The sequence below is a fragment of the Methylococcus geothermalis genome, from assembly GCF_012769535.1.
Lineage (GTDB): Bacteria > Pseudomonadota > Gammaproteobacteria > Methylococcales > Methylococcaceae > Methylococcus > Methylococcus geothermalis.
This window is the reverse complement of the sequence record NZ_CP046565.1, coordinates 2,596,090-2,610,029: the sequence shown is the minus strand read 5'-3', so window position 1 is coordinate 2,610,029 and position 13,940 is coordinate 2,596,090. Positions and strand designations below refer to the sequence as shown.

Here is a 13,940-nt window from a genome sequence, read left to right as displayed (position 1 = left end):
ATGTCGTTGTTTCTTGCTTATCTATCGGTGATCGCCGCACTGGCATCGGCGCTCGTCGCTGTCGCCACACGCCGGCGCACCGGGTTGCAGCGCCTAGCGGAGGCGATCGGGCGCCGCTGGCCGCAAGAGCCGCCGGCGGTGGCTCGGGCCTTCCCTCAAGCGCATTTTGCCGTGTTCCGTCGCTTCCGCCCGTTCGCGCTGCTGGGGTTTTCCGGCATCAGCGCCGTTCTGGCGGGGCTGGATACGCTCCAGAGCGGGGCAGTGCTCACCGACACCCTGCCGTTGGGGCTTCCCTGGCTCAACTGGCATATCCGCATCGATCCCCTCGCCGGATTCTTTCTCTGTGTGCTCGGCCTGCCGCTGATCGCCGTCAGTCTCTACGGCCCCGGCTACGTTCGGGAGTTCGAACACGGCAAGCACTCCCTTTCCGCGCTGGGGCTGTTTACCGGCCTGTTCGTGGCCGGCATGGAACTGGTCCTGCTGGCCGACGATGCGTTCGTGTTCATGATCGCCTGGGAATTGATGTCGGTCGCCAGCTATTTCCTGGTCGCTTACCAGCATGACCACGCCGCCAACCGCCGTGCCGCCTTCCTTTACCTGCTGATGGCAGAGATCGGGGCCATCGCCATCATCTTGGGCTTTGGCGTGCTTGCGGGCTTCGGCAGCGGCCTGACTTTCGACGCTTTGCGCGGGGCCTCGCTGAGCCCGGGGTGGGCCAGCGTCGCCTTCGTGCTGGGGTTGATCGGTTTCGGCATGAAAGCCGGGCTGGTTCCCATTCATGCCTGGCTGCCTGAAGCGCACCCGGTGGCACCGTCGCATGTGTCCGCTTTGATGAGCGGGGTCATGTTGAAGATTGCCGTCTACGGCTTCATCCGCTTCAGCTTCGATCTGTTGGACCGGATACTCTGGCAGTGGGGCGTCCTGGTGCTGATCATAGGTTCCGCCTCCGCTGTGCTAGGCATCCTCTACGCCCTGCAGCAACAGGATCTCAAGCGACTCCTGGCCTATTCCTCCGTGGAAAACATCGGCATTGTCTTCTTGGCGCTGGGATTGGCCATGATTTTTCTCAGTAGCGGACACACCCAACTGGGCACGTTGGGCTTGGTGGCCGCGCTGTTACATTCGCTCAATCATGCCTTGTTCAAGTCTCTGCTGTTCCTCGGCGCCGGCGCCATCCTGCACCAGACCCATGAGCACAGCCTGGAAAACATGGGCGGATTGATCCATCGCATGCCGAAACTGGCGGCGGTGTTCCTGGTCGGTACCTTGAGCATCGCCGCACTCCCGCCGCTGAACGGCTTCGTTTCGGAATGGCTGATTTTCCAGACCGCGTTGCAGGGCAGTGTCATCGACAGCGGCGTGTTGCGCAGCCTGATTCCCACCGCCAGCGCGGTGCTGGCGCTGACGTCGGCACTGGCGGCCACCTGTTTCGTCAAGGTCTACGGCGTGGCGTTCCTGGGACTGCCCCGTTCACACCATATCGCCCATGCCCATGAGGTCCATCATCGCGGCATGCTGGCGGGTCCGGCTCTGCTGGCCGTTTGCTGCGTGCTGTTCGGCGTGTTGCCGACCCCGTTGATCAATGGCCTGGGGAGTTTGACCCGGCAGTTGACCGGCTTCGTCCTACCCAATATCTCCACCCTGGGCTGGCTGTGGCTCACGCCGGTGGCGCCGGAAATAGCGTCTTATGCACCGGCCCTGGTATTGCTGGCGATCATGGCCGTGGGCTGGGTGTGTTATTTCCTGCTGTATCGCCGCACCCGGATCAAGCCGCGGCGGGCCGAGCCCTGGGACTGCGGCTTCGGGGGGTTGACATCCCGCATGCAATACACCTCCGGCGCCTTCAGCATGCCTATCCGCCGTATCTTCGAGCCCGTGTTCGAAATTTGCGAAACCGTCGAAGAACACAAGGAAGGTCCTGCCCAGTCGCGGGTCACGGCGCTGCGCTATCAATTCCAGGTACTGGACCGAGCTTGGTTGACCCTTTATCAACCCTCGGGGCGCGCCGTCACGAAACTGGCGCGCTGGGTGGGACGTTTGCAGACCGGGAATATTCGGACCTATCTGGGTTATTCCTTCGTTACGTTGATTTTTCTGTTGTGGGTGATCAGCTGATGGCTTGGCTGCTGGCGGTAGTGCAAACCCTGCTTTTCGTCGGCGCGGCGCCCCTGTTGGCCGGCTGGATCAAACGGATCAAGTGCCGCCTGCAGAACCGCAAGGCGCCGTCGGTGTTCCAGCCTTACCGGGACATGTTCAAGCTGTACCGGAAACAGCCCATCGTGCCGCACCCGGCATCATGGATATTCCGGGCCGCCCCTTACATCGTGTTCGCGTCGACCGTGCTGGCGGCGGCCATCGTGCCCCTGGCGGCGGTTGATTTGCCCACCTCGCGCGTCGCCGACGTCATCGTGCTGGTAGGCTTCTTCGCGATGGCCCGCACTTTCCAGGTACTGGCCGGGATGGACATCGGCACCGCCTTCGGCGGCATGGGCTCGTCACGGGAAATGACCATTTCCTCCCTCGCCGAGCCGGCCATGCTGATGGCGGTGTTCACTCTCAGCATGAGCGCGCGCACCACCAACCTGTCTCAGGCCATGGATTACGTTCTGGACGCCGGCCTGGTATTGCGCCCTTCGTTCGTCTTCGCCCTGGGCGGCCTGATACTGGTGGCGATTGCCGAGACCGGGCGGATCCCGGTCGACAATCCGGCCACCCATCTGGAGCTGACCATGATCCACGAGGCCATGATCCTGGAGTACAGCGGACGCTGGCTGGCGCTGATCGAATGGGCCAGCCAGATCAAGCTGATGCTCTACGGCGTTCTCATCGCCAATATCTTCTTTCCATGGGGGATCGCGCAGGAGCTTTCCCCGTCGGCGTTGGTCTTTGGTGCGGCGGCGATCGCGTTGAAGCTGGCGGTGCTGGCTCTGCTGCTCGCTCTGTCGGAAGCCCTGTTCGCCAAGATGCGGATTTTCCGCGTGCAGGAATATCTGGGCTTCGCCTATCTGCTCAGCGTCCTGGGGATGCTGAGTCACATCATCCTGGAGGCGGCGCGCTGATGGCCATTTCCGAACTGACACTGTATCAACAGGCGATTCTGCTGCTGGCGGGCTTGATCGCCCTGACCTCGTTCCTGATGCTCGGGCAGTCCCGCTTGGTCCGGCTGGTGCTGATCTTCGCGCTGCAGGGGTGCCTGCTGGCGGCCGCGACGGCTTTGGCCGCCGCCGTTCTCGATTATCCACACCTCTATGTTTCCGCGGTCCTGAGTTTTCTTTTGAAGGGACTGGTCATTCCGATCCTGCTGCATCGGTTGATCCGCCATATGGGACTGCACCGGGTCATGGATACCGTCGACCACCCGGCGCGGGTCATGATGGCCGGAACGGCCCTGGTCGTGTTCAGCTATTACGTCAGTTTGCCGGTCGTCCAGCATTCCACCCTGGTGACGCTCAACGCCATCGCCGTGAGCCTCGCCGCGGTACTGCTCGGCATGCTGCTGATGATCACCCGCCGGCAGGCGGTGGCCCACGTGGTGGGTTTCATGTCCATCGAGAATGGCCTGTTCTTCGCCGCCGTCGTATCCACCTATGGTATGCCCATGGTCGTGGAGCTGGGGGTGGCCTTCGATGTGCTGGTGGCCGCCGTGGTGTTCGGCGTGTTCTTCTTCCAGATCCGCTCCAGCATCGATTCCCTCAACGTGGATCAGCTCAGCAAATTGAGCGAGGCGGACCAATGATCGCAGTGTATCTGTTGCTTATGATCCCCCTTTGGGGCATGGTGCTGCTGGCCCGCTACGGCGACCGGCCCGAGGCCGGGCGGTTGAATAGCCGCTTCAACGGCCTGGCTTTGGCGGCATCCGTCTGGCTGGCCATCGACGTGCTCATCAATGGTCCGGAGCTCTCATCGGGGCGGTTGCTGTATGTCGATTCCTACAACGTCTACCTGGTCGCCCTGACCGCCTTTGTCGGACTCACCACCTCGATCTTCTCCGGCCCTTACATGGCGCACGAACGGGAGATCGGCCGGGTGACGGGGCGGCGTTTGCGGCTCTACTACGCCATGTACCAGGGTTTCATGCTGGCCATGTATCTGGTGCTCACGACCAACAACATGGGGGTCATGTGGGTGGCGATGGAGGGCGCGACCCTGGCCACCGTCTTGCTGGTCAGTTTGTATCGCACGCCCGAGTCGGTGGAGGCGGCCTGGAAATATTTCATCCTCTGTGGCGTGGGTATCGCCCAGGCCCTGTTCGGCACGGTCCTGCTGTACTTCGCCGCCGAGCAAAAACTCGGCATAGGAGGAGAGGCGCTGTTGTGGACGGTGTTGCATGAAAACGCCCATGCCCTCGATCCCGCCATTCTGAGTATGGCCTTCGTGTTTCTCTTGGTCGGTTATGGCACCAAGATCGGCCTGGTCCCCTTGCATCAATGGCTGCCGGACGCCCACTCGGAAGGTCCGACCCCCATGTCGGCCATCCTCTCGGGGCTGCTGCTCAATGACGCCCTCTATGCCGTGGTGCGCTGCAAAATGCTGGTGGACGGTTCGCTGGGCACGCATCTGGCCGGTAACCTGATGATGGGGTTCGGGTTGCTGTCCTTCCTCGTCGCGGCCCTGTTTCTGCACCGTCAGACGGACATCAAGCGGCTGTTCAGCTATTCCTCCATCGAACACATGGGCCTGATGACTTTCGCCTTCGGTGTGGGTAGCCCCTGGGCCACCTTCGCCGCGCTGTTTCACATGACCACCCATTCCCTCACCAAATCGGCCATTTTCGTCACCGTGGGCCATGCGGCCCAATTGGCCGGCACCCAGCGTATGGACGGGATACGCGGCTTGATCCTGACTCAGCCCACCATCGGCTGGGGACTGTTGATCGGCACCGTGGCCATCGCCGGATTTCCGCCCTTTGGAGTATTCGCCAGCGAATTCCTGGTCCTGGTTGCCACGATGCACGACTACCCCTGGCTGACGCCGTTGTTGCTTCTGGGGATCGGGCTCGCCTTCGCCGGTCTGTTCCGCCATATCCAGCCTATGGTTTTCGGCGATGTTCCGGAGGGCCGGCGGGCCATCCAAGCCAACCTGTGGCCGGTCATGGCGCATCTGGCGCTGGTGCTATGGCTCGGTCTGTCCATCCCCCCATTTCTCGGCAACTGGTTCAACCAGGCGACGCAGCTGATTTCGGGGAGCTTGCCGCAATGAGCGTCGAAAGCTTGACTTCGCTGCGGCTGAAACTGGCGGCCCAGGACATCGACAACCGTTCGTCGGTCCCGTGCGCCTTGCCGCCCGCAACGGTTTTGCAGATCGATGCCCGCGATTGGGGCAAGGCTGCCGAAACCGCCAAGTCCGAGCATTGGCGCTGGGCCGGGGTTTGGGCCGATGACCGAGGTTTCGATCTGACGGTCAACGCCTGTTTGGAACATCGGGGAACCTACCTGATTCTGAGAACCACTCTGGCGCCGGAACGAGCGAGTTTGCCGTCCCATGCGCCTTACTATTGGGCAGCGGACCGACCCGAGCGCCACATCCAGGACCTTTTCGGCGTTCGTTTCGAGGATCATCCCGATCCGCGCCGCTGGATACGCCATCGGGCCTGGGACGAAGGCGTCCATCCGCTGCGCAAGGAATTTCCGGCCGCCGGATCGAACGCGGAGGAAACGCCGCCGGACCGCGACTACCCCTTCCTCAAGGCCCAGGGTGCCAGTGTCTACGAAATTCCCGTCGGCCCGGTGCATGCGGGCATCATCGAACCCGGCCATTTCCGCTTCCAGGCCGTCGGCGAAACGGTGCTGCATCTGGAGGAGCGTTTGGGCTATGTCCACAAGGGCATCGAGAAGATCGCCGAGGGCCGTGACCCGGACGGCTTGGCGCGGCTGGCCGGACGGGTGTCCGGCGACACCACGGTCGGTCATGCCTGGGCCGCCTGCATGGCCATGGAACGCGCCGCGGGGATCGAAATCCCCTTGCGTGCCGCGTATCTGCGCGGAATCCTCGCGGAGCGGGAGCGGGTCATCAATCATCTGTGGGATCTGGGTGCCCTGTGCAACGACGTAGGCTTTGCCTTCGGCTATTACCAGTTCGGCCGTCTACGGGAGCAGTGGCTGCGGGAAAACCAGGTCCATTTCGGCCATCGGCTGCTGATGGACCGGATCGTGCCCGGCGGGGCTCGGGTCGACATCACTCCGGCGACGGCGAAGGCCATGCATCGATCCATAACGGCCTTGCGGGTGGAGCTGGATGAGCTGCTGACTCTCCTCGACGCCAATTCCTCCCTGGAGGATCGTTTTCTCAACGCCGGCATTCTTTCGACCGAACTGGCGGCAGCCTTGGGCGCGCTGGGCTTCGTCGGCCGCGCGAGCGGCCAGACCTTCGATACGCGCCGAGACGCGCCTTATCCACCGTACGACCGATTGAAGGTCAGCGTGCCAACGGAAAGCCAGGGCGACGTTTCCTCGCGTTTCTGGGTTCGCTACAAGGAATTGCGCGCCGGGCTGCGACTGCTCGGCGATCTGCTCGAAGGGATGCCCGAAGGCGAGCGGGTGGCGCGCTGGCAGGTCCCGGCCGAGGGCGCGGAAGGGTTCGCAGCCATCGAGGGCTGGCGCGGCGAGATTCTCTGCTTCGTGCGTTTCGGTTCGGACAACGCCATCCGCCGCTACTGGCCGCGCGATCCCAGCGTCATCAACTGGCCTGCGCTGGAAAAACTCATACTCGGCAACATCGTTCCCGACTTCCCGGTGTGCAACAAATCGGTCAACGGGTCCTATTCCGGCCACGACCTTTAACGAGGCATTTTCATGCTGCAACTGTATGGCAAGATTTTCAAGACCGGTGTCCTCACCGAGAAAGTCCCGAAACTGGCCAAACCCGGCATCAGCGCCACCGAGCGCGAGGAACCGATCGAGCAAGTCGGCCAAGCGCTCAAGGTCGTCGTGGACAAACGGTTTCGCGGAAGTCTCGCCATTCGGCAAGTGGACGCGGGCTCCTGTAACGGCTGCGAGCTGGAGATTCACGCCCTCAACAACGTCTACTACGATGTCGAGCGCTTCGGTGTCCATTTCGTCGCTTCACCTCGCCATGCCGACGTTCTGATGGTGACGGGACCGGTGTCGCGGCACATGGAAGCCGCCTTGAAGCGTACCTACGCAGCCACCGCCGATCCCAAATGGGTGATCGCCGTGGGCGACTGCGGCGCTTGCGGTGGTGAGTTCGGGGTGTCCTATGCCAGTTGCGGGGCGGTGAGTAACGTCATCCCCGTCGATCTCGCCGTGCCGGGTTGCCCGCCGACACCCCTGGCGCTGTTGCAGGGCCTGCTGTCCTTGTGCGGCCGGTTGTAAGGTCCTGCGATCCCGCCCATGCCGGGCACTTCAAACGCAAACAGCATTGCGGAAACACCGAAGGCTGCCCGATCGCTGCGATTCCACCACCCTGGGTGAAGCGACAACGCCAGTCGAGAAGAACGGCTGAAGGGTGTTTCCGTCAGGCGAGTGCCGCGGCGCGCAAGCGAACGGCTTGGATGCGCTGACCCAGCTGGTCCAGCAGGGCCAGTTGCCCCTCCAGCCGCTGAAGCCGGGGACCCGCTTCCCGTGAGGCCCGGGCGTGTTCCCCGGCGCCCCGCGCCAATGCCTGCTCCAGGCCGTCCGCCGCGCCCTCCAGGCGCTGGGTCAGATCGGCCGAAATCTCTTCCCGCACCTGTTCCAGGCGCCGAAGAAAGTCGCTGCGGATGCGGCCCGTGTGCATTTCGATGGCTTCGGCCAACTGGCTTCTGCGCCGCCGGACGATGCCGCGTTTGGCCCAGCGTTCAGCCAGAACCTTGAGCCTTCCGAAGCGCGGTGTCACCCAAGCCGGTCCCCGTCTCAGCGCCTGCTCCGCGAGCAGTTCCAACCCCATGGGCTCGCCGGCGGGACGGAAGCCGGGACGGGATCTCGCCGGCCAGCGTGCTTCCGGGGCGGCGGCCGGCATGGCGAGCCGGAAAAGATCGCCGGCGAAGCGCTGGAGTTCGGCGATCGACTCCTCGATGCCACGGCTGAATTCCTCGGTCATCTCAGCGACCGCCGCGGCGCCTTGCCGTTCCAGCGCATCCCGCCAGTCGACGAAAGCCGCTTCGACTTCCTCCCGGATGAAGGTGTCGAGCCGTTCGTCGAAGTCCTTGGGCGTCAGAAGGTCCTGATTCAGGACCAGCCCGTCGAACTTCCTTCCCAGGTGTGAAGCCAGTTCGCTCTGTCGGTCCTTGAGGTCGCGCTCGAAGAGGCGGGTGGCCAGCAGGCGGAATTCCTGCCGGAGATGTCCGTCGAGGCGCTGCATCTCGCGGACCGCCAGGGTACGGCGAGCCGCGAACAGCGCCATCTTTTCGTCCAGTTCCGCCATCGATGCCGTCAGCGAGCGCCGCTCCAGTTCGATCTCCAGGCGATTCCGAGCGATCAGGCGCGCCACGCCGGCGGCCGCGGCATCAAGCAGCAGCTTGCCTTTTTCCTCCATCAGGAAGCGCTCCAGCGCCTCGGTGAAGGCCGGGAGGCGGCTCCTCGCCAGCCGGGCTGGATCATTTGCGGTTTTTCCCGCCAGCGCCTCCGCGGCGGAAATGGGGAAGAGACGGATATCCGACCCGACGGCCCCGGCCAGGACGCGGCGGGAAAAGGTCTCGATCTCGGCCGCGTCCGCTTCCTTCAGGATGTCGATTTTATTCAGCAGGAAAAAGATGCGTCCGGCGTATTTCCGGACCTCGCGCAGGAATTCCAATTCGGCTTCGCTCACCGGCTGGTCGGCGGACAGCACGAACAGGGCCGCGTCGCACTGCGGCAGCCGCGCGCAGGCGGTGTCGGTATTGTGGCGGAACACCGAGCCGACACCGGGTGTATCCACGATGCGTACGCCATTTCTGAGCAGGGGCGAAGGCATTCGGATCAGCACTTCGCTGACGCCTTTTTCATTGCCCGGGTTGCCCGGCTCCGTGACGTAATCCGCCAGGGCCTCCTCCGCAATGTCGAGCGAGCCGCCATCCAGAAAATGGACGGTGATTCGGACGGCATCGCCGTGGTCGAGGATCGTCACCACTGAAGTCAGCGGTACGGCCCCGACGGGAAGCAGACTTTCTCCCAACAAGGCGTTGATCAGGCTGGTCTTGCCGCGCTTGAACTGGCCGACCGTCAGGACGTCGAAATGCTCGGCCTGCAGCTTGTCCCGCAAGGCGAGGGCAGGACGGAGGCTGGCGGGAAAGTTTTCCGCCAGCTCGTCGATCAGGCCCATCAGTTCCGACTTGAGGTCTGCGTAGCCGGGCGCCGGCGGCGTTCCGGCTGGCGCGGAGAAACGGGCGATGGCGTTCATTCCGCCGTGGTGGGATCGATGACGGTACGGACCCGCGCGATCGAGTCGGCAGGAAAACCGCCCTCCAGGGCATGTTGCAGCAGCGTGGCCTCGTCCGGCGCGATGTAGATGCAGTACACCTTGTCGTCGGTGACATAGCTCTGAAGCCATTGAACCTGTGGTCCCATGGCGTTGAGGACGGAACAGGATTTCCGGGAAATCCGTTGCAGCTCGTCGGCCGACAGGTTTCCGGCGCCGGGAATCGTACGCTCTATCACATATTTGGGCATGTTGATTCGCTTGATAAGGTCTGGTTTATGCAAAAGCGGCCTGTTTTGTGCACGTCGATCGGTGCACCTATGGCCTTACCCCATTTTGCCGTAGATCGATATCTCGTTGAATGCGGCGAAATGTCTCATATCCCCATGACGATGGATGACTGTTCGCCAAGATACCAGTGGCGATGTTATGTCCGATGTTATGTCCGATCGCTGTCCGGATATCGGACACATGTCGCATTATCGGACACATCGTCCATTCAAGGCGGTTGCGGCGGGATAGTCGGGCTGTCGGATCAACGTATTGATATTCCTGTCTATCGGGCCTAAACGAATAGTTGGCACGATCCATGTAATGAGATTGTCACGACCTCCCCGGAGGCCGTATGTCCGAAGGCTCGTAACCGCCGCCGGACATTCATCACTCATAGAATGTGTTATTGGAGGAAACAACAAATGCCACTTAGCACCGCAACCAAGGCCGCGACGGACGCGCTGGCCGCCCATCGGGCGCCCACCAGCGTGAATGCACAGGAAGTGCACCGTTGGCTTCAAAGCTTCAACTGGGAGTTCAAGAACAACCGGACCAAGTACGCCACCAAGTACAAGATGGCGAACGAGACCAAGGAACAGTTCAAGCTCATCGCCAAGGAATATGCGCGCATGGAGGCCGTCAAGGACGAGCGCCAGTTCGGCAGCCTGCAGGATGCGCTGACCCGGCTGAACGCAGGCGTCCGCGTCCATCCGAAATGGAACGAGACCATGAAAGTGGTCTCGAATTTCCTGGAAGTGGGCGAATACAACGCCATCGCCGCCACCGGGATGCTGTGGGACTCCGCCCAGGCCGCGGAACAGAAGAACGGCTATCTGGCCCAGGTGTTGGACGAAATCCGCCACACCCACCAGTGCGCCTACGTCAACTACTACTTCGCCAAGAACGGCCAGGACCCGGCCGGCCACAACGACGCCCGCCGCACCCGTACCATCGGGCCGCTGTGGAAGGGCATGAAGCGCGTGTTCGCTGACGGCTTCATCTCCGGCGACGCGGTGGAATGCTCGCTCAACCTGCAGTTGGTGGGCGAGGCCTGCTTCACCAACCCGCTGATCGTCGCGGTGACCGAATGGGCCGCCGCCAACGGCGACGAGATCACCCCGACGGTGTTCCTGTCGATCGAAACCGACGAACTGCGCCACATGGCCAACGGCTACCAGACCGTGGTGTCCATCGCCAACGATCCGGCCTCCGCCAAGTACATGAACACGGACCTGAACAACGCGTTCTGGACCCAGCAGAAGTACTTCACCCCGGTGCTGGGCATGCTGTTCGAGTACGGCTCCAAGTTCAAGGTCGAGCCCTGGGTCAAGACCTGGAACCGCTGGGTGTACGAAGACTGGGGCGGCATCTGGATCGGCCGTCTGGGCAAGTATGGCGTGCAATCTCCGGCCAGCCTGAAGGACGCCAAGCAGGACGCTTACTGGGCGCATCACGACCTGTTCCTGTTGGCCTACGCGCTGTGGCCGACCGGCTTCTTCCGCCTGGCTCTGCCGGATCAGGAAGAAATGGCCTGGTTCGAAGCCCACTACCCGGGCTGGTATGACCACTACGGCAAGATCTACGAGGAATGGCGCGCTCGCGGCTGCGAGGATCCGTCCTCGGGCTTCATTCCGCTGATGTGGTTCATCGAAAACAACCACCCGATCTACGTCGATCGGACGTCCCAGGTGCCGTTCTGCCCGAGCCTCGCCAAGGGCGCCAGCACCCTGCGGGTGCACGAGTACAACGGCCAGATGCACACCTTCAGCGATCAGTGGGGCGAGCGCATGTGGCTGGCCGAGCCGGAGCGCTACGAGTGCCAGAACATCTTCGAACAGTACGAAGGCATGGAGCTGTCCGAAGTGATCGCGGAGCAGCACGGCTTGCGCAGCGACGGCAAGACCCTGATCGCCCAGCCTCACGTCCGTGGCGACAAGCTGTGGACGCTGGACGACATCAAGAGGCTGAACTGCGTCTTCAAGAACCCGGCGAAGGCGTTCAACTAATCGCGTGTCGGACTCCGTCCCGGGACGGAGTCCGATCCCGCCATCGCCTGATCAACATCAAACGAAAGGAACATTGATATGAGTATGTTAGGAGAAAGACGCCGCGGATTGACCGATCCGGACATGGCATCAGTGATTCTCAAGGCGCTTCCCGAAGCTCCGCTGGATAGCAACAACAAGATGGGCTATTTCGTCACGCCGCGCTGGAAGCGCCTGACGGAATACGAAGCCCTGACCGTCTATGCCCAGCCCAACGCCGACTGGATTGCCGGCGGCCTGGACTGGGGCGACTGGACCCAGAAGTTCCATGGCGGCCGCCCGTCCTGGGGCAACGAGACCACCGAGCTGCGCACGGTCGACTGGTTCAAGCACCGCGACCCGCTGCGCCGCTGGCACGCGCCGTATGTCAAGGACAAGGCCGAGGAATGGCGCTACACCGACCGCTTCCTGCAGGGCTATTCCGCCGACGGCCAGATCCGGTCGATGGACCCGGCCTGGCGCGACGAGTTCGTCAACAAGTACTGGGGCGCGTTCCTGTTCAATGAATACGGATTGTTCAACGCCCACTCCCAGGGTGCCCGCGAGGCTTTGTCGGATGTGATTCGGGTTGACCTGGCTTTCTGGGGCTTCGACAAGATCGACCTGGCCCAGATGATCCAGCTGGAGCGCGGGTTCCTGGCCAAGATCGTGCCCGGCTTCGACGAATCCACTGCGGTGCCGAAGGCCGAATGGACCACCGGCGGCATCTACAAGGGCGCTCGCCTGGCGGTGGAGGCGCTCTGGCAGGAGGTGTTCGACTGGAACGAAAGCGCCTTCTCGGTCCATGCCGTCTACGACGCGCTGTTCGGCCAGTTCGTCCGCCGCGAGTTCTTCCAGCGGCTGGCGCCGAAGTTCGGCGACACCCTGACGCCGTTCTTCATCAACCAGTCCCAGACGTATTTCCAGATCACCAAGCAGGGCGTACAGGACCTGTACTACACCACCCTGGGCGATGATCCGGAATTCGGAGACTACAACCGCACCGTGCTGCGCAACTGGACCAGCAAGTGGCTGGAGCCCACCGTGGCCGCGCTGCGCGACTTCATGGGGCTGTTCGCGAAGCTGCCGGCCGGCACCACCGACAAGGAAGAAATCACCGCTTCGCTGTACCGGGTGGTCGACGACTGGATCGAGGACTACGCCAGCAAGATCGACTTCAAGGCGGATCGCGACCAGATCGTCAACGCCGTTTTGGCAGGACTGAAATAGGACATATCACGATGAGCGTAAACAGCAATGCATACGACGCCGGCATCATGGGCTTGGACGGCAAGGATTTTGCCGATCAGTTCTTCGCCGAGGAAAACCAGGTGGTCCACGAGAGCGACACGGTCGTTCTGGTGCTCAAGAAGTCGGACGAGATCAACACCTTCATCGAGGAGATTCTTCTGACCGACTACAAGAAGAACGTCAATCCGACGGTGAACGTGGAAGACCGCGCCGGCTATTGGTGGATCAAGGCCAACGGCAAGATCGAAGTCGACTGCGACGAGATCTCCGAGCTGCTGGGCCGGACCTTCAACGTGTACGACTTCCTGGTCGACGTTTCCTCCACCATCGGTCGGGCCTACACCCTGGGCAACAAGTTCACCATCACCAGTGAACTGATGGGGCTCGACCGGAAGCTCGAAGACTATCACGCATAAGGAGATCGACATGGCCATACACAGCAACGCCAACCGCGACGCCTGGGTGAGCAAGATCGCGCAGCTCAACACCCTGGAGAAGGCGGCCGAGACGCTGAAGCAGTTCCGGATGGATCACACCACCCCGTTCCGCAACAGCTACGAGCTGGACAACGATTATCTTTGGATCGAGGCCAAGCTCGAGGAGAAGGTCGCCGTCCTCAAGGCGCGCGCCTTCAGCGAAGCGGATTTCCGCCACAAGACCGCCTTCGGCGAGGACGCCAAGGCCGTCCTGGATGGCACCGTCAAGAAAATGAACGCGGCCAAGGACAAGTGGGAAGCCGAGAAGATCCACATCGGTTTCCGCCAGGCCTACAAACCGCCGATCATGCCGGTGAACTACTTCCTGGACGGCGAGCGCCAACTGGGAACCCGGCTGATGGAGCTGCGCAACCTCAACTACTACGACACGCCGCTGGAAGAGCTGCGCAAGCAGCGCGGCGTGCGGGTAGTGCATCTGCAGGCGGCGCACTGACGGGAGGAAGTCTCCGGCCGGCCTCGACGGCCCTGCCGTAAAGGCCGGCCGGGCAGGGATGCCGCTTCGGGCCGGTCCCGCCGGCCCGGAGCCTCCGGCTTTCAAGGAACGCGCGGGTTCGCCGCACGC

At 62.5% G+C, this 13,940-nt stretch carries 12 protein-coding genes; 10 read left to right on the top strand and 2 right to left on the bottom strand.

Annotated elements, in window-relative coordinates; genetic code table 11:
- Genes hyfB through GNH96_RS12040 form a run of 6 tightly spaced genes read left to right on the top strand, consistent with a single transcriptional unit; the run spans position 1 to position 7,331 of the window.
- Positions 1-2,115: a hydrogenase 4 subunit B gene (hyfB, locus tag GNH96_RS12065; protein ID WP_169603908.1), complete on the top strand. Its 2,115-nt coding sequence runs from the start codon at positions 1-3 to the stop codon at positions 2,113-2,115.
- Positions 2,115-3,059, top strand: a complete 945-nt coding sequence (locus GNH96_RS12060) for a respiratory chain complex I subunit 1 family protein (protein ID WP_169603907.1) — start codon at positions 2,115-2,117, stop codon at positions 3,057-3,059. Before hyfB ends, GNH96_RS12060 begins: the two co-directional genes overlap by 1 nt.
- Positions 3,059-3,736: a formate hydrogenlyase gene (locus GNH96_RS12055; protein WP_169603906.1), complete on the top strand. Its 678-nt coding sequence runs from the start codon at positions 3,059-3,061 to the stop codon at positions 3,734-3,736. Before GNH96_RS12060 ends, GNH96_RS12055 begins: the two co-directional genes overlap by 1 nt.
- Positions 3,733-5,199, top strand: a complete 1,467-nt coding sequence (locus GNH96_RS12050) for a hydrogenase 4 subunit F (protein WP_169603905.1) — start codon at positions 3,733-3,735, stop codon at positions 5,197-5,199. The genes GNH96_RS12055 and GNH96_RS12050 overlap by 4 nt, the downstream gene beginning before the upstream one ends.
- On the top strand, positions 5,196-6,779 hold the full coding sequence (locus GNH96_RS12045) for a hydrogenase large subunit (RefSeq protein ID WP_169603904.1): 1,584 nt from the start codon (positions 5,196-5,198) through the stop codon (positions 6,777-6,779). The genes GNH96_RS12050 and GNH96_RS12045 overlap by 4 nt, the downstream gene beginning before the upstream one ends.
- 12 nt (positions 6,780-6,791) lie before the next feature.
- On the top strand, positions 6,792-7,331 hold the full coding sequence (locus GNH96_RS12040; protein WP_169603903.1) for an NADH-quinone oxidoreductase subunit B family protein: 540 nt from the start codon (positions 6,792-6,794) through the stop codon (positions 7,329-7,331).
- Between the two features lie 142 nt (positions 7,332-7,473).
- Here the strand turns inward: GNH96_RS12040 and GNH96_RS12035 are convergent, their stop codons facing one another.
- Positions 7,474-9,315 (bottom strand): dynamin family protein, encoded by a 1,842-nt coding sequence (locus GNH96_RS12035; protein ID WP_169603902.1) that lies wholly within the window; start codon positions 9,313-9,315, stop codon positions 7,474-7,476.
- Positions 9,312-9,584 (bottom strand): DUF4242 domain-containing protein, encoded by a 273-nt coding sequence (locus GNH96_RS12030; protein ID WP_169603901.1) that lies wholly within the window; start codon positions 9,582-9,584, stop codon positions 9,312-9,314. Before GNH96_RS12030 ends, GNH96_RS12035 begins: the two co-directional genes overlap by 4 nt.
- A gap of 444 nt (positions 9,585-10,028) precedes the next feature.
- Here GNH96_RS12030 and mmoX point away from each other — a divergent pair, with 444 nt between their 5' ends.
- From mmoX to mmoZ, 4 genes are all read left to right on the top strand, one after another.
- Positions 10,029-11,612, top strand: coding sequence for an aromatic/alkene monooxygenase hydroxylase subunit alpha (gene mmoX, locus GNH96_RS12025; protein WP_169603900.1), 1,584 nt, complete (start codon positions 10,029-10,031; stop codon positions 11,610-11,612).
- A gap of 78 nt (positions 11,613-11,690) precedes the next feature.
- Positions 11,691-12,860, top strand: coding sequence for an aromatic/alkene monooxygenase hydroxylase subunit beta (mmoY, locus tag GNH96_RS12020; RefSeq protein WP_169603899.1), 1,170 nt, complete (start codon positions 11,691-11,693; stop codon positions 12,858-12,860).
- Positions 12,861-12,871: 11 nt separating this feature from the next.
- Positions 12,872-13,297, top strand: a complete 426-nt coding sequence (gene mmoB / locus GNH96_RS12015; protein ID WP_169603898.1) for a methane monooxygenase regulator MmoB — start codon at positions 12,872-12,874, stop codon at positions 13,295-13,297.
- A gap of 10 nt (positions 13,298-13,307) precedes the next feature.
- Complete coding sequence (gene mmoZ, locus GNH96_RS12010; protein WP_169603897.1) at positions 13,308-13,811, top strand: aromatic/alkene monooxygenase hydroxylase subunit gamma; 504 nt, start codon at positions 13,308-13,310, stop codon at positions 13,809-13,811.
- Positions 13,812-13,940 lie beyond the last annotated feature (129 nt).